Source organism: Aquirufa sp. (assembly GCF_964796385.1).
In genome coordinates this window covers 12,235-29,034 of the sequence record NZ_CBAUBA010000035.1, presented here as the reverse complement: position 1 = coordinate 29,034, position 16,800 = coordinate 12,235, and the positions used below count along the sequence as shown (strand labels likewise).

Here is a 16,800-nt window from a genome sequence, read left to right as displayed (position 1 = left end):
ATATTCGCTCCACCCATGGATCCATTGGCCCCATTTCGAGTAACTAATACACCCGACATCGAACCCTGTAATGCTTGTGAAACTTGAGTTTCTTTCCTCTCCTTAAACATATCACCATTAACTGATGATATAGCACCTGTTAAATCCTTCTTTTTTTGAACACCATATCCTACAACTACCACCTCTTCTAAAGCCTTATTATCTTCAATCAGAACTAAATTCAAAATAGAATTATTGCCAACAACTACTTCCTGAGACTTATAACCAACAAAACTGAACACTAAAACTGATTTATTGTCAGGTACGGCAATTGTAAATTCTCCATTTGAATTCGTTGACGTTCCGCGCGTTGAACCCTTAACAGAAACATTTACTCCCGGAAGTTTTTCGCCTTTAGCATCTGCTACCGTACCTCTAATATTCAGTTCATCAATTAGTTGATTATCGAGTATTGAGGATCCCTCCGATTGAGAGATTGCTTTTTTATCGTCTTTTCGTAAGACTATTCGATTACTCACCTGAACATATGAAATATCAAGTGGAGTTAGAAGTCTACTCAAAACGCTCGAAAGCGACTCATTATGAGCACTTATATTTACTTTTTGAGTAAGCTTTAAGGCCCGAGAATTATACGAAAACTTAACCTGAGAGGTTTTTTCTATTTCCCTAATTGAATTTTCCAAGCTGACATTGCTAAGAGACAGATTTACTTTTGTGTCTAGTAATTCTTGCGCCTTTGCTGGCATTGCCATGGTTATACTCGAAAAAATGAGGTAAATGGCTATTTGTGTTATTGAAACTTTCACGATGTAACGGAATAACCGCCGATTAATAAGATTTATTTTCATAATTTTGAAAAATAAGGTTAATACTCTTTGACTGGTGTTGACTTAGCTCGCAATCCTTTACAGGGGTTTTTGAGATGTAAGAGCGTCTGAAATGTTACAGCATTTCGGCGCTTTTTTTAGTTGGTCATTTTTTAATCATAGGCCATATACTTGATTATTTACATCCATTTGAAATAATTTTTATTTGATTTCCATTCATCTCATACCGCGTATTATTACCCAAACTCGCACAAATGATCTTGAGCTTTTCAGGTAATGGTTCATCAATTAACGAGGTAGTTAAATAACACTCCTTCAATTTCTCCATCGGAAAATCGATGGAAACTAAATAGGCTTGTTCAATTGTTGCAAAAATTTGAGAAACAGGAATATCTCGGAATTCAAAATTCAATCGTTCAATCGATTTTGCACTTTGCAACAAGGACTCATCACGCGTCAGATCTAGGATCTTTTCGAAAACCTGATTTTTTCTTTCAAACCTAGTCGCTTGATTCGGGTAAAGGATTACTTCGTTGGATGCATTTGCTAATGATTTCTGTACTCCACTCACCTTAACCTTACCCGTTCGGACCAAAACCTCCACATTTGGTTGATTGGAATAAGCAACAATTCGAAAACTTGTGCCATATACTTTGGTCACCGTTTCATTAGCATAAACCATAAATGGCTTGTTTGGATCTTTGCTAATTTCAAAAAATGCCTCCCCTGAAAGATACACTTTACGAATGTTCCCCTTAAAGTTCTTGGGATAGCTTAACTTACTTTTAGGCTGAAGTAAAATTGAACTGGCATCCGAAAGGGTAATCAACTGTGGTTTGTCGGTATTATTTATCTGCTCAATTAATCCATTCGAATCCCCCTGAACTACGTATTGATTTAGTGCGTTTGAATTCGTTTCACTGATTGATAACTTCGTGTAAATACCCGCAGTGACTAATCCAATCACTAAAACAGCTGCAGCCGCCCGGAAGAAGTTGGCCTGAAAAAGACGGGTAATCCTAGATGAAGAATTTGACTTCCTTATTTTGCTCCAGGTAAGAAACAATGCTTCTTGCGTTTCTTGATTCGAAACTGAATCCTCCTCGACCCGCATGGCAAGAATCCACTGCCGCGCTTCCGCTACAAGTTTCGCCCTTTCTGTATTTTCAAGTGTCCACTCTTCCCAATTAGACAAATCCTCCTTTTCCCTAACCCATCGCTGAAATGATTCATCCGTAATGAAGTCGAGAACCGACTTGTAAAAATTCCTGTCTTGCATCTAATAGTATAGCTTTTCAGATACAGAGAGGACACGAAGTAGTTTTGGTACTCAGTTAATTGTGTTTTTTTTATAAAAAACTTAAAAATTTGTAGGATTGGCAAGCAAAAGAGCTACTAATGATATAGGAAAATCACTTCTAAGACGCGAAATAGCTCTGTGAAGCAAGTTTTTAGTCGACTGATAGTTCATATCAAGAACTTCTGCAACCTGTTCAACTGTAAGCCCTTGATGGTACCGAAGATATAAGGCTTCTTTTTGCCTATCTGGCAAATTATTTATACACTGGTTTAAATATTCGACCTTACTGGCCATCGATTCATCAGCAATTAGACGCTCCTCGACTGAAAAATCAAACATAAAATCAAACGAGTCTACATCTTTTACATGTGAGAAAATATGATCACGTTCCCTAAATCTAGCAATTCGGTTACGAACACATGAAAACAAATAAGCTTTGACAACAATAGCTGCATTAAGTTTTTCAGAATATTTCCATATATCCACAAAAACATCCTGGACACAGTCTTTTACAATATCTTCCGAGGGCATTAAGGTTTTACCATAATTAACTAATGAACCATAATACCGTTCAAATAGCATGGAAAACGACTCTTCATCACCTGCTTTTAACTGGTTCCAAAGAACGGAATCACTGATTTTATTCCCGAAAGATTTGATTTTTTCCAAAAAAATTGAACTTTACAAACCAAAACTAGAATATTTTTTAGATTCATCATTACAAATTGTTATCAATTTTTAATAAATATGCGCACTTCTTCCTGTAGCAACGCAATACCAACCGTCTCACAAACTAGACGCGAGGTCTCGCGTCTCTACAAACGTGCTAATTTATTGCATGAATTGATCGATTAGTTGGACCGTTTTATCGAACCAACGGGTAAACAACAGAAACGTATGCGGTGAATTCTCATGGGTATACACATCCGTAAACAGGCCAAATTGGCCCATCTGAGCCCGAAAATCTTCCCTTCCCGCATGCATACGTGCAACACCTGAATTGATAAATAACACCGGCGGATCTTGTTTGGACACATGATGCAAGGCCGATCCCTGATTCCAAATGGCTGGATTCTCCGTTTTCGAATAGCCAAAATAAGACGTGGCTGCCGACATCCGCACGCGGTCATCGCCTTCCCCCGATTCCGGATGAATGAAGGCCAATATCCCATCGAGGTCAATCACCCCTTTAATTTTTTGACCCGGGCCAAATAAATTCTCATCCTGAACGGAACCCAGCAACGCCGCCATTTGGCCACCAGCTGAATAACCTGACACATAAATTTGCTTCGAATCGATATGTAGCCTGTGGGCTTGTTGGTGCAAATAAATCAACGCCGACTGCGCATCTTCCATTGCAGCTGGATAAACCGCTTCGGTCGACAAGCGATACTCCGCCAGAAAAACGCGATATCCTTTTTTTGCCAAAGCCTGCGCCAGCGCGACATGTTGGGACCGATGGCCCGTTCGCCAACCACCCCCGTGGAAAAACAAAAGTGTCTTGCGGAAGCGCTTATCTTTTGGCTCATATACGTCCAAGACTAATTTCCGCTGGCCGATTTCTTTGTAAACTAAGGTTCGTGTGCCTTTAATTTCAGCGGCCGTATACTCCGCTAAACGCAAGGTTGGATCTGTTTTGAGCGCGGATTGCCACGCAGAATAATTGGCAAAACTGGTATCTGGAATTCCGGTCAGTCCTTTCGTATTTTGGGCTACTAAACCCTGACAAACAAACACGAATATGATTCCAATCTTGCGCATATTTTATAAAGACAGGGAATCGAATTTTATAATCATTCTTAGTAACTTGGGCTTTTCAAATCTGAACCTATGCAAAAATTACGCGTATTAGTGGTGGGATGTGGTAACATGGGTGCCTCCCACGCAACAGCCTATCATAACGCAGCCGCTTTCGAAATTTGCGGCCTCGTTTCTCCCGGCAAAAGCAAGGAGACATTGAATCAAAAATTAGGCGGCTCCTACCCATTATTCGACGAATATCTATCGGCCCTAGCTGAAACCAAACCCGATGCCGTATGCATCTCCACCTACCCAGACACGCACGAAGCGTATGCGATTGCGGCCATGGAAGCTGGTTGTCATGTGTTTATCGAAAAACCTATTGCTGATAGTTTAGCCGGCGCGATTCGCGTGGCAGCTGTGGCTCAAAAAACAGGCAAAAAACTCGTTGTAGGCTATATTTTACGTCATCATCCTTCGTGGATTAAGTTCATCGAAATTGCCAAAGAAATGGGAAAACCGCTCGTGATGCGGATGAATTTGAACCAACAATCCCACGGTTACATGTGGGATGTGCACCGTAATTTGATGGCGAGCTTAAGTCCGATCGTAGATTGCGGTGTGCATTACATCGATGTCATGTGCCAAATGACGCGTTCGAAACCTGTACGCGTTTCGGCGATTGGGGCGCGCATGACAGAAGATATTCCGGCTGGAAATTACAATTATGGCCAACTCCAAATTCATTTTGAAGATGGTTCCGTAGGCTGGTACGAAGCAGGCTGGGGTCCGATGATTTCCCAGACAGCTTATTTTGTCAAAGATGTTTTTGGCCCAAAAGGATCTGTTTCCATTGTCGCCCAAAACGCAAGTGGCGAAGGGAAATCTGACTCCGTAGAATCCCATACCAAAACCGAATCATTGCGTGTGCACCATGCTGATATCAATGCTGAAAATGAATTCACTCGCGCAGATGAGTGGATTAATCTAACCGACGAACCCGATCACCAAGGTTTATGCGACCGCGAACAAGCTTATTTTCTACACGCCATTCAGGCAGATGTGGATTTAACAGATCACGTAGAAGACGCAGTCAACAGTTTGCGAATCGCATTCGCGTGCGACGAGTCTGTTAGGACGGGGAAGATGGTGGTGCTGTAAGTGGACAGTAATCAGTGGTCAGTAATATAGATAAAGAGTCCGGAGGGGAGGAAAATAGTCCGGAGGAGAAAAGTAATAAGTCCGAAGTCTAAAGGAGATTGTTCAAGCTATTAGCTTTTGACTCATTCCCTACCGACTTCGGACTCTTTTACTTCGGACTCTTTCCCTCCGGACTATTTTACTTCAAATACCCCCCCAACCAGTTCCTCACCTCCTGATAATGAAATTTCGAATTATCTGGACTTAGGATCCAATGATTCTCGCCGGGGAAAACAATCAATTTACTTGGAATCTGTAAGCGCTGGTGGATGCTCCAGTTTTCGAGCGTATTGTTGATCGGTACGCGGAAGTCGTTCTCCCCTACGGTCAACAACATCGGTGTTTTGAAATTAGCCGCAAATCGCATCGGGTTTTGTTCCTTCCAGGTTTTGGTAGGTACCCAAGATGCACCGCCATTCATTAATTCACGACCCCAAATTACATCCGACGTGCCCCATTGAGCCTCCGAGTTTACTAATCCTGCGTGAGAAACCAAACATTTGAAATGCGAGGTAGTCGCCTGCATCCAGTTGGCCAAATGGCCTCCATACGATGCTCCTCCTGCCGCTTGACGCGATGCATCAATAAACGGATAGCGCTTAATGGCATCTGCCGCAGCTTCCAAAATTTCATTTCCGGGTCCTTTGAATGGATCAAACTGAATGCCTTGCGCGAATTTCTCGCCATAGCCCACCGAACCTGTATAGTCGGTCATGACCAAGACATAATCAGAAGAACCTAATACATAAGGGTTCCAACGGGAACCAAAAACATCCTTAAATGAACTTGCCGGTCCACCGTGCATCAATACAAACAGTGGATATTTTTTTGAAGCATCGAATCCAGCCGGACGCATAATCACACTGCGAATCATTTTTCCACGTGATGATTTAGTCCAAAAAACCTCTGGTTTAGGCAAATCCAATGAGCCCAAAACCGCATCATTAGCTTTGGAAATTCCGATGCGTTTTCCACCTACATAGGTAAATACTTCGGCCGGAGCAGCGATATGTTGGTACGTATAAGCCACAACGCCATTCGATACCGACAATCCAGTCACAGATCCAGACTCTCCGCCAAACAGCGGTTTCACTTCACCAGACTCAATCGAAATCTGAATCGCTCGATCCACACCTTGATCTTCGATACTCGCGTAAATCGATTCACCCGAGATTTGCATGTCGTTGATCGGGCGGTCTAAGCCCACGGCTAATTCGGTCCGACCGCTCATACTCGGCCACGCAAAACGGTATAAGTGTTCCAAATAATAAATTTTGTTGCCATTCACATGACCAGTCGACATGAGGTATTTACCGTCTTCCGAAAATTGAACTTGGCCATAATCGGTGATTTCGTCACTGATCAATTTCGCCTCGCCACCGGTAATGGAAATGGCATAAAGATGTGACGTTGCCGACTGGTAAGCAGTCCTATTATATTCTGTAGTCGCTGAAAAAACAATCGTCGATCCGTCTGGAGAAATGTCAAACGCCCCCAATTGAAAACCTTTGGATTCCACTAAGCTTACTTGAGAAAAGATGTTTTTTGGCGTTGGCTTTTCCGTGGTAACATCCATCACGAAAATGTGTGTTTGTTTTTCATCGAGCCAAGAATCCCAATAGCGAATCGGGAAGGAGGTATAGACCCGTGCTTTGGTTTTGATTTTCTTCTTTTCCTCCGCCATTTTCTTGCTAAGGGAATCCGTGAACGCTGTTGGATATACGCGCGACGTAAATGCAATCAATCGGCCATCCGAACTAATTTTAGCTCCCGAAACACCTGTCGATAAATTCGTCAAACGCTGCGCTTCACCCCCAAAATCAAGATTTAAGCGGTATAATTGAGCGACTTCATCGCCTTCACGTTTCGCAGAAAAAAAGATTTGATTGGCAGTTGGGTGCCAGAAATAGCCTTCTTCACCGCCTTTGGTATTCGTTATTTTTCGAGGTTCCGTAGACCCATCGGCAGCCGCAAGCCACAAATCTGTACTTTGTTCTTCCGTATTGTACGACGTTTCGGTCCGACTGAAAACCACCCATTTGCCGGAAGGGCTGAGTGCGGGTGCACCGATTTTTTTTAGCATCCACATGCGTTCATGTGACATCGCTGGTTTTTGCCCAAAGGAATTAAATCCGCAGGCAAATAGAATAATTAGGAGAATATTTTTCATGGAAAACATTTAGGTTCGTAAATTAGTTGATAATTCTTCATCATTAAAATCTTATGAAAAAAAAATACGCAGTACTAAGTTTGGCGTTAACCTTAAGTATAGGTACCCTGAACGCACAAACTCCGGCCAAATTCATTGACCGCGCAAACATGAATCTTTCCGTAAAACCTGGAGATGATTTCGTGGAATATTCAAATGGTGCTTGGTTGAAAAACAATGTCATTCCAGCCAAAGAAACACGCTGGGGTAGCTTCAACCAACTTCGTGATTTTAACATCAATGCCGTAAAATCCATCCTTGAGGGAACGCAGGGCTCTAAAGCAGCCGCAGGTTCTGTTGAACGCCGCGTGGCTGATTTCTATGCAGCAGCGATGGACAGTTTGACGATTGAAAAACTAGGTTATTCACCTATTCAAGCAGATATAAACCAAATCAACGCGATCCAATTCAAGTCTCAGATCATCACGGAAATTGCCCGCATGCGCAAGACTGGTGCTGGTTCTCCCCTATTCAGTTTCTACGTAGGTCAAGACCGCAAGCAAGTGGACAAAATGGTTCCACAGTTGGGCCAAGGCGGAACATCTTTACCTGATCGCGATTTGTACTTAAAATCGGACGCACGTAGCTTAAAGATTCAAGAAGGATTTAAAACCTACGTATCGACGCTATTTGAACTGATTGGAACATCTCCTGCACAAGCGAAAGCGAATGCTGAGTCTATTTTCCAATTGGAGAAAAGATTAGCGGAAGCGCAAATGTCGCGTTTGGAAATGCGCGATCCATATAAGACATACAACAAAATTATCTTTGCGGATTTTAATCAGAAAACACCGGCATTTAATTGGGCATTGACATTCCAAGATCTTGGTACAAAGGCACCTGATTCGGTATTGGTTTCTGCGCCTAAATTCTTTGAGTCTGTCAATAAAATGTTGATCGAAACACCGATTGAGACTTGGAAAACGTATTTGACTTGGAATCTATTGAAGGGTTCTTCTAGCTATTTAAGTTCTCCTTTTGTGAAGGCAAGCTTTACATTCAATCAAGTCGTGAGTGGCCAAAAAGCCCAAACGCCCCGTTGGCAACGCATGTCATCCCTGACCGATGGCGTAATTGGTGAACTATTAGGCCAATTATATGTAGCCAAATATTTCAAACCAGAAGCGAAAGAGCGCATGGTGGAATTAGTTGCGAATCTCCGTAAGGCATTCGAAATACGCATCAATGGTCTCGAGTGGATGAGTGCAGAAACGAAGCAAAAAGCCTTAGCTAAATTGTACGCCTTTACACCCAAAATCGGCTATCCAGAAATTTGGAAAACATATGAAGGTTTAGAAATTTCACCAAACGCCTTTTATCAAAACATGCGCAATGCAGGTGCGTGGGGTTTCCAAGAGAACATCGCTCAGATCGGAAAACCGGTAGACCGTACGAAGTGGGGCATGACGCCGCCAACGGTTAATGCGTATTACAGCCCGGTGATGAATGAAATCGTATTCCCGGCGGGAATTTTACAATTCCCTTTCTTTGATGCCAAAGCAGATGATGCGATTAACTACGGTGGAATTGGCGCGGTAATTGGCCATGAAATGTCACATGGCTACGATGATTCAGGTAGTCAATATGATAAAGATGGAGCCTTACGCAATTGGTGGACAAAAGATGACCTCGCCAAATTCAAAGTTAAGACTGAGCAATTAGGCAAGCAATTTGACGCTTATACCGTATTAGATACACTCCATGTAAATGGGAAATTTACGATGGGCGAGAACATCGGTGATTTAGGTGGTTTGAACGTGGCTTATGAGGCATTCAAGATGACGAAGCAAGGCAAGTCAAAAACGAAAATTGATGGATTTACACCAGACCAACGATTCTTCTTAGCGTGGGCTCAGGTGTGGAGAAGCAAAACATTACCTGAAACGGCTGCAAATTTGATTCAAACAGATCCGCATTCACCAGCACAATACCGAACCATCGGAGCACCCGTTAACATGGATGCGTGGTATCAGGCGTTCGGTGTGAAACCGGGTGATAAATTGTACAAGAAAGTGGAGGATCGGATTAAAATATGGTAAAATAAGTCCGGAGTCCGAAGGAAATAAGTCCGAAGGGAAAGGTTAAAATCCAAAAGCTTTCGTCTCATTTCTTTTAGACTTCGGACTCTTTCCCTCCGGACTTCTTAAATAAGCATAAAAGGCGACCTTCGGTCGCCTTTTATGCTTATTTAAGATATTTCTCCAACCACTGAAATTGTTCCCACAATAAGTGTAGGACATTTTCTCGGCCACGGTAGCTATGCGCTTCGTAGGGTAAATAAACAAAGCGGGTTGTGCCTCCATTTCCTTTTAAAGCGGCATATAAACGCTCACTATTGATTGGGTAGGTACCCGTATTATCGTCTTGCTCGCCATGCACTAATAAAATCGGTTCCTTGATTTTATCTGCATAACTGAATGGACTCATCTCAAAATATAATTGAGGTGCTTGCCAATACGTACGATCTTCATTTTGGAATCCAAACGGAGTTAATGTCCGATTATACGCACCACTACGTGCGATACCCGCCTTAAACAAATCCGTATGGGCCAATAAATTAGCTGTCATAAAGGCGCCATAGCTATGACCACCTACCGCCATGCGCTTGCGATCACCTACACCCAACTGCACCAAATGATCGATTGCCGCGGATGCATTCAACTTCAGCTGCTCCACAAAATTATCATTTGGCTTCTTAGAAGCGTCTGTTGAAACAATCGGCATTTCCGCATTATCCAAGATCGCATAGCCTTGTGTCGCATAGTAAATAGGCGAAGCCCAGCTCAAGGTTGTAAAACGGTCTTTGCTACCGCGAATCTGTGCCGCATCAGCCGCTGAATTAAATTCTCGCGGATAAGCCCAGATTAAAACTGGCAAAGGACCATCCTTTTCTTTGTTATAGCCTTTTGGCAAATACAAATCTCCCGTTAAATCTACCCCGTCAGCACGTTTGTATTTGATTTTCTCTTTGGTGATACCCACTAAATTAGGATATGGATTTTCAAATTGCGTCAGAGATTTATCCTGTGCAGGGTTCAAAAGGTTTTTGATGAAGTAATTTGGGACATCTGTTTTTGATTCCTTTCTGCTCAATACAATACCTTTATCTGCGTCGATCACCTCTTCTACTTGCTCAAAATGACCTGGCTTTGCGCGCCAAATAATCTCGTTTTTCTTCGTAGCTAAATCAAATTTGGCGATAAAAGGAAGGTCACCTTGATCTGATGAGCCCACTGGGTTGTTCATCAAAATCTTAGTTCCACCATCCGTTACTTGAATCACCTCACGTCCAAAAGCATTTTTTGTCTGAACAGGACTTCCTGGATTGCGGTAAGCATCTGTTAGATTACGCTCATACAAAACCTCCATCGCACCAGTCTGTGGTGTATAGCGACTCACTTTAAAAGTCTGCTTACCACGCAATACCTCGGACACCAATGCGAGATTTTTATCTCCCCAAGTCACCCCGGCAAAACGCGTTTTGGTTTTAAACAACTCCTTTGCTGCTTGCGTAAATGGTGCAGCTAGGCTATAAACAGCATCATGAAATTCCACTTGTTTTTTGATGAAACCACTATCCAACGGCATCGCATACACGATCGAAGCTGGCTCATCATCACGCCACTCAAATCCCCTTGGGACATTTTGTACATTGTCATTACCTGCCGGAGCGCTCTCCGCAGAGGGAAGCTTAGCTAATTCCTTGATGACTTTTCCTTCCAGATTCATCACCGAAACAGTGGATGTAAATCCGTACGCCGGCACCGCATACGAGAATGGTTTCGTTAAGGTCCGCGTCATCACATACTGACGATCTGGCGATAATTGAAAAGAGTTGGTTAGCTCAGGCTTACCTACTTTCTTATTGACCCCATTTTTATAAAGGACCAGTTGGCTTTCAGCATAATACGCAAACAGACTCTCATCATACGGTGACTTGATCAAATCTTGAAACGTAGGACGTGGAGCAGCCTTGCCGATATTTTGTTGGATCGTTGGCCCCTTCGGCGTAATCGGCCGCTTGGGTGCACCAGCCGCATCATGTGTGGTAGCTTTGTACAAAATAATTTGGTCGTCTACCCAGGTAAAGGCATTGCCTAATACTTGGTTAACTGGATCAGCGTTCACACGTGTCGCTTTTTTGGTGGCGATATCGATGACATATAGATCTACTCGATTCACTTCGGATTGGGTAAATGCAATTTTGGTTTCGGATGGATTCCAGGCGATTGCTCCTGCAGCTAGGTTTTTGGGCAAGCCAGTAATCACGATGGGAGCACCGGATTTGATGGTCTGCAACGTAATACTGCTGATGGGGCTTTGTCGGCTTGGCGAAAAATTCAACGGATTCAAGCGCAATCCCGCGATCTTCATTTCCGGTTGGCCTAATTCCTCCACACTCGGATATGAATTACGGCCAAGTAATAATAGGTATTCTGCTTTGGAATCAATGCGCACAAAAGGCGTTGGCTTCGCTAAAAGCAAGTCGGCAATTTCCTTAGGCGGCAATTGGTACGCATCCGTATCTTGCGCGTGGCTTAGGCTAGTAACACCTAAAATAAGTGCTAGTGATAATAAAAGGGATTTTTTTTTCATTGTAGCGTGTAAAAAAAGGTGGCTGATATCTCAGCCACCTTTAAAAATTATAAAATTAAAGTGGATTTTGTATAATCGCTGGATTTGCATTAATCTCACGACGTGGGATTAAGAATTCCCAACGTACATCACCCGGAGCTGCATCGAATAATAGGACCACAGAAGCAATTGCATTTGTTCCGTTCCGATTCAATGGGGCATTCGTGCGCTTCAAGTCTAAGAAACGGTGACCTTCACCCCATAATTCAATACGGCGGTGGATTAAAATCTCTGCCACCAACGCATCACCTGTTTTTGTCGACTGTACATAACTAGCATCACGTGTCTTAATTAAATCAAATAAGGCTTTTGAAGCACCAGATGCGTCATTCAACCGAGCTTTTGCTTCCGCCTCAATCAAGTACATCTCAGCCGCACGCATGTAAGGCACATCTCCCATCGTGGATGTTGACGGCGTTCCAGGTAGTCTAAATTTCTGATTCAAAAATTTAGGGCGCACACCACCTGGAGGAACGATTGAATTAGCTGCAGTTGGTGACTCAACCCACATCTTTGATCTAACGTCTGTCGCAGGTATTTGCTTATAAAGTAAGCTGTTAATCACCTTAGGGTAGGTTCTAATAACAGATGAATTAAAGTTACATGAAATGTACGAATGATATCCACCAAAATATTCCGTTTGATCTTCTAGGTGATCAAATCCCCACATCCACTCGGAATTAGAAATATCTTGGAAGCCATCTAAATATTGCGTTGCATTCATTGGTTGGTAACCTGCACGAGCTTCTGCCGCAAATTTCGCAGCATTTGCCCAATCTTGCTGAACCAAGGCCACGCGCGCTTGGAATCCGCGTACTACATTCAAATTGATGTGCGATTTGTTAGCCCGCGATGCGGTCAATAACAACGCAGCATCTGCTAGGTCTTTATTGATTTGAGCATATACTTCTTCGACGGTATTACGTGGTTTTCCTTCGGTCGTGGGCTCTAAGACCAATGGCACACCTAATTGCGTATTAGGTTTCGCACGAGACTCATAACGCTTACCGTACAATTGAACTAAATTAAAATAGCCAAATGCACGTAAAGCTAAAGCCTCGCCTTTCAAACGATTACGATCAGCGACTGGGCCTACGGCTTTATCAATATTCGCAATGCCTATGTTGGCATTACCAATAATGCGGTAATACAATTCATACGGGAATTGAGCCATCGTATTCACGTCAGAGCGATGAGCAACCCATTGGGTCTCACCTACGTGCCAGCCGGAAGCTGTGGTACCTAAAACCATATCTTCACCCATGTGATCTAAAATAATCATCATGGCTGGATGACCTGAGTGACCTTGTGAGCTCAAATAACGAACCACAAAGGAACGGTAGATACCGTTGATTGCTGCTGCTGCATTTTTTGTTGTCGCATAAGCAGAACCTGCGTCGATACTTGCGGTAGGCGTCGTATCCAAATATGTTTTCTCACATGATAAAGAAATCATGCTGAGAAAGAAAGCGAAAATTAATAAACTTTTATTTTTCATGATTCTAATGATTATAAGGAGAATGAAAGACCTAATACTAATGATTTAGCCGGGCTGTACACGTTACTTGTCGTTCCTCCAAAATTTTGTTGGACGTTCATACCGCTTCTGCGAGAAAGCATCAAGAAGTTTTCACCACTCATGTATACCTGAGCATTATCAATTTTGAATTTAGTCAAGACCGACTTTGGTAACCGATATGCCAATGTCACCGTACGGATATTCATAAAACTACCGTCAATTAACCAACGATCCGACGCAGCATTAAAATCTGCCGTACGTCCATTATCCATTCGAGGCACTTCGGTGATGTCACCTGGATTTTGCCAACGCTTCAAGATGTCCACGTGTTTGGCATTGTGGTATCCTGAACCCATTAAACCAGCATAAGCCCCATCGTAGATTTTACCACCGAGTTGGTACACCATTAATGCCGTTAATGAGAAGCCTTTATAGCTTACTGACGTATTCACCGATCCTGTCAAATCTGGAATAGATGACCCATTATACCAGAAACGTGCATTCGCAATGTTATTCGTTAAGGTATCACCTGATGCCGTAATTCTTGAGTTAGAAGCTACATATGAAATCGCACGATATTCAGCCGCTCCCGTTTCTGGGTTTACGCCTTTATACTCACGTAACCAATAGTCATACAATGAACTCCCTTCTTTCAACTTTTTCGTGCCGTCGATGATCTCCTTGCTCTCTTTTGGCATTTTGGTGATTTGATTCTCTAAACGAGTCGCATTCAAATCAATGTGAAAATTGAAATCTTTCGTACGAATGACATCATAGCCTAACTGAAGCTCGATACCTTTGTTGTACATCGATCCAATGTTACGCGTCTCGGAGCCGATACCCACAGAAAGTGGCAAAGGAACAGCAAAAATCAAGTTGGTCGACTGACGGTTGAAGTATTCAATCGTACCCGATAAACGGTTCTTGAATAAACCAAACTCAACAGCTACATCAAATGCAGTATTTGTTTCCCACTCCAATGATTTGCTACCTAATGAAGATTGCAAGATACCTGGCTCAGTAGCATTATTCCAACCTAAGGCATATAATGGCTGCCAAGCGTAGTTGCTGATACCACCATCATTACCTGTTTGACCCCAAGAACTTCTTAGTTTCAGGTTATCAATGAAGCTAAATTGCTTGATAAAATCTTCTTGATCTAAACGCCAAGCGGCTGATGCTGAGTAGAATGTACCCCAACGCTTATCTTGGTAAAACTTAGAAGATCCATCGCGACGAGCGGAGAACGAAACAAAATATTTCGAATCATAATCGTAATTCAAACGCGAAAAATAACCTTCTACACGACGCATGTCATATTGTGATGTCAAGTTAGTTGTTGTCGTAAAGTTGATCAACTCATAATTTCCATCCAAAATTTGCTGCGAACGAGAACCATCTAAGCTGTTACTTACTAAGTTGTAGTTTTCATGACCTACTAAGGCATCCACATTGTGCTTTCGGAACGTATGGTTGTACGTCAACAACTGGGATAAGTTGTAATTCGTAATATTTTCAAATGAATTAGACGCACGACCTGCTGGCGCACCATCACCGATTTCTGGATTACCAAAAACAATTGAATTGGCATTAGTAATATCCACACCTACGTTAGACGTAAATTTGAAATCTTTTAAGAACGTAACTTCTGCATACGTACGACCACCTAATAAGTTTCTACGGAAGAAGTTTTCGTTCAATTCCGTTTCGGCAACTACGTGACGACCACCATATTGTGGACGATTCGATAAACCTAACGCACTTAAGTTACCATAGTCATAGCGACGACGGCCATCTTCGGTCGTTAAGAAAGATCCTGGATTTTTGGGATCATACGCATATACAGGATAAATAGGCGCCATACCTCGCGTAAAGAAGAATGGGTTAACAAACGAAGATCCACCATCGGCCGTTGACTGATTCGATGTAGTGACCGTCGTGTTCATGTTGGCCCCTACCTTAAACCAATCTTTCATTTGGCTGTTGACATTCAAACGGGCAGTAAATCGATCGTAATCGGATTTAATTTGATATCCTTTATCATTTAAATAAGACACAGATAAGAAGTAATCGGTCTTACCATTCGATCCGGAGAAATTCGCATTTACCTCATCACGGATACCTTGACGCATCACCGCTTTTTCCCAGTTTAAATCATCTGGGTTGTAGATCATTACGGCAGATGGATTAAGTTTTCCGTCTGTACCTACTAATTGAGCAAAAGGTACATTGTATACGTTATAACCCGTTCCTACTATCGCACCTAGACCCGCTGAAGCAGTCGAACTTGCTGTTGCGATAGGCACAGGGTTAGCTACGCGGTAAGCTAAGTTATTCCGGTTAGATTCCCACATCAATGGGTAATAATCAGCAGCACCTACACGGTCGTACTCAGGCAAAGCGCGTGTGTTAAAACCTTTGGTATATTTGATGTTAATTGAATTTTTACCGTTCAATCCTTTCTTGGTTGTAACCATGACCACACCATTCGCTGCACGCGCACCATATAGGGCCGTCGATGCTGCATCTTTCAAAACGGTAATGGACTGAATATCATCATTGTTTAAATTCGCAATACTCGCTGAGTATGGAACACCATCTACAACGTATAATGGATCATTCGAAGATGAAATCGAACCAAAACCACGAATACGAACGGCTGGAGAAGAGCCTGGCTGACCTCCTGTAGAAGTAGTCGTCACACCGGCAGCAATACCTTCTAAGGCTTGACCAATGTTGGTAATCGGACGTACACCTAATTTTTCTGCCCCAATAGACGCAGAAGAACCTGTAAATGATGCCTTTTTAGACGTACCAAAGGTCGTAACGATAACCTCATCAAGTTGAGATGTGTTTGATTGAAGTGAAATGTTGACAACCGAACGGTTTCCAATGCGAACTTCTTGCGACGCGTAGCCTACTGAGCTAACCACAAGAACTGCTGAAGGAGCTACGGATAGTTTAAATCCACCGTCGGCATCCGTTGTTGTACCTTTTGTTGTCCCTTTAATCGCGATATTCACACCAGGTAATGTAGAACCATCTTCCGTGGTTACTTTTCCTGAGATCGCACGATCTTGTGCTAGCAAGGGGACTAATGCGGTAAGCCACAAGAAAATACTGACTAGTAACGTTTTTTTATAATGTTTTTAGTTTAAACAAATGATGAACAAAAAATAATTTGGCAAATTAATTGACTACAATTTTGTTAACAATTAAATAATATAAATTGTTTTTATGTGCGTTATAATTAAATGAAAGTAAACTGAACGCCTAAATAGGTCAACTTTACATTCTCCCAAAACTGTTATCCTTTGATGCGTAAAGAATTGAAAGGCGAAGGTTTAGCCTATTCTATCGGACTCATATG

10 protein-coding genes are annotated in these 16,800 nt (G+C 42.5%); 2 read left to right on the top strand and 8 right to left on the bottom strand.

Annotated elements, in window-relative coordinates:
- From AC1W6K_RS10040 to AC1W6K_RS10025, 4 genes are all read right to left on the bottom strand, one after another.
- A partial coding sequence (locus tag AC1W6K_RS10040) for a carboxypeptidase-like regulatory domain-containing protein (RefSeq protein ID WP_481947378.1) occupies nt 1–746 on the bottom strand: 746 nt, incomplete at its 3' end.
- A gap of 256 nt (nt 747–1,002) precedes the next feature.
- A complete protein-coding gene (locus AC1W6K_RS10035) occupies nt 1,003–2,106 on the bottom strand; it encodes a FecR family protein (protein WP_481947377.1) in 1,104 nt (367 codons plus the stop codon).
- A gap of 81 nt (nt 2,107–2,187) precedes the next feature.
- Nucleotides 2,188–2,796 (bottom strand): RNA polymerase sigma factor, encoded by a 609-nt coding sequence (locus AC1W6K_RS10030; RefSeq protein WP_481947376.1) that lies wholly within the window; start codon nt 2,794–2,796, stop codon nt 2,188–2,190.
- A gap of 162 nt (nt 2,797–2,958) precedes the next feature.
- Nucleotides 2,959–3,888 carry an alpha/beta hydrolase gene (locus tag AC1W6K_RS10025; protein WP_481947375.1) on the bottom strand — a complete coding sequence of 310 codons (930 nt, stop codon included), beginning with the start codon at nt 3,886–3,888 and terminating at the stop codon, nt 2,959–2,961.
- A gap of 69 nt (nt 3,889–3,957) precedes the next feature.
- Between AC1W6K_RS10025 and AC1W6K_RS10020 the strand changes: the two genes are divergently transcribed.
- Entirely contained in the window at nt 3,958–5,028 is a 1,071-nt protein-coding gene (locus AC1W6K_RS10020; protein WP_481947374.1) for a Gfo/Idh/MocA family protein, read from the top strand.
- Between the two features lie 178 nt (nt 5,029–5,206).
- On the opposite strand, the gene AC1W6K_RS10015 is transcribed toward AC1W6K_RS10020, so the two are convergent.
- A complete protein-coding gene (locus tag AC1W6K_RS10015; protein ID WP_481947373.1) occupies nt 5,207–7,237 on the bottom strand; it encodes a S9 family peptidase in 2,031 nt (676 codons plus the stop codon).
- Between the two features lie 53 nt (nt 7,238–7,290).
- On the opposite strand from AC1W6K_RS10015, the gene AC1W6K_RS10010 reads away from it, so the two are divergent.
- Entirely contained in the window at nt 7,291–9,315 is a 2,025-nt protein-coding gene (locus tag AC1W6K_RS10010) for a M13 family metallopeptidase (RefSeq protein ID WP_481947372.1), read from the top strand.
- A 145-nt stretch (nt 9,316–9,460) separates the two neighbouring features.
- Here AC1W6K_RS10010 and AC1W6K_RS10005 read toward each other — a convergent pair whose 3' ends face one another.
- Genes AC1W6K_RS10005 through AC1W6K_RS09995 form a run of 3 tightly spaced genes read right to left on the bottom strand, consistent with a single transcriptional unit; the run spans nt 9,461 to nt 16,543 of the window.
- Entirely contained in the window at nt 9,461–11,872 is a 2,412-nt protein-coding gene (locus tag AC1W6K_RS10005; RefSeq protein ID WP_481947371.1) for an alpha/beta hydrolase family protein, read from the bottom strand.
- A 55-nt stretch (nt 11,873–11,927) separates the two neighbouring features.
- Nucleotides 11,928–13,409 carry a RagB/SusD family nutrient uptake outer membrane protein gene (locus AC1W6K_RS10000; RefSeq protein ID WP_481947370.1) on the bottom strand — a complete coding sequence of 494 codons (1,482 nt, stop codon included), beginning with the start codon at nt 13,407–13,409 and terminating at the stop codon, nt 11,928–11,930.
- Nucleotides 13,410–13,420: 11 nt separating this feature from the next.
- Nucleotides 13,421–16,543 carry a SusC/RagA family TonB-linked outer membrane protein gene (locus AC1W6K_RS09995; protein WP_481947369.1) on the bottom strand — a complete coding sequence of 1,041 codons (3,123 nt, stop codon included), beginning with the start codon at nt 16,541–16,543 and terminating at the stop codon, nt 13,421–13,423.
- Nucleotides 16,544–16,800: the final 257 nt, after the last annotated feature.

Bases quoted from the DNA above. Each gene is read 5' to 3' on its own strand.
- AC1W6K_RS10035 (WP_481947377.1), bottom strand. From the start codon at position 2,106: ATGCAAGACAGGAATTTTTACAAGTCGGTTCTCGACTTCATTACGGAT.
- AC1W6K_RS10025 (WP_481947375.1), bottom strand. From the start codon at position 3,888: ATGCGCAAGATTGGAATCATATTCGTGTTTGTTTGTCAGGGTTTAGTA.
- AC1W6K_RS10020 (WP_481947374.1), top strand. From the start codon at position 3,958: ATGCAAAAATTACGCGTATTAGTGGTGGGATGTGGTAACATGGGTGCC.
- AC1W6K_RS10015 (WP_481947373.1), bottom strand. From the start codon at position 7,237: ATGAAAAATATTCTCCTAATTATTCTATTTGCCTGCGGATTTAATTCC.
- AC1W6K_RS10010 (WP_481947372.1), top strand. From the start codon at position 7,291: ATGAAAAAAAAATACGCAGTACTAAGTTTGGCGTTAACCTTAAGTATA.
- AC1W6K_RS10005 (WP_481947371.1), bottom strand. From the start codon at position 11,872: ATGAAAAAAAAATCCCTTTTATTATCACTAGCACTTATTTTAGGTGTT.
- AC1W6K_RS10000 (WP_481947370.1), bottom strand. From the start codon at position 13,409: ATGAAAAATAAAAGTTTATTAATTTTCGCTTTCTTTCTCAGCATGATT.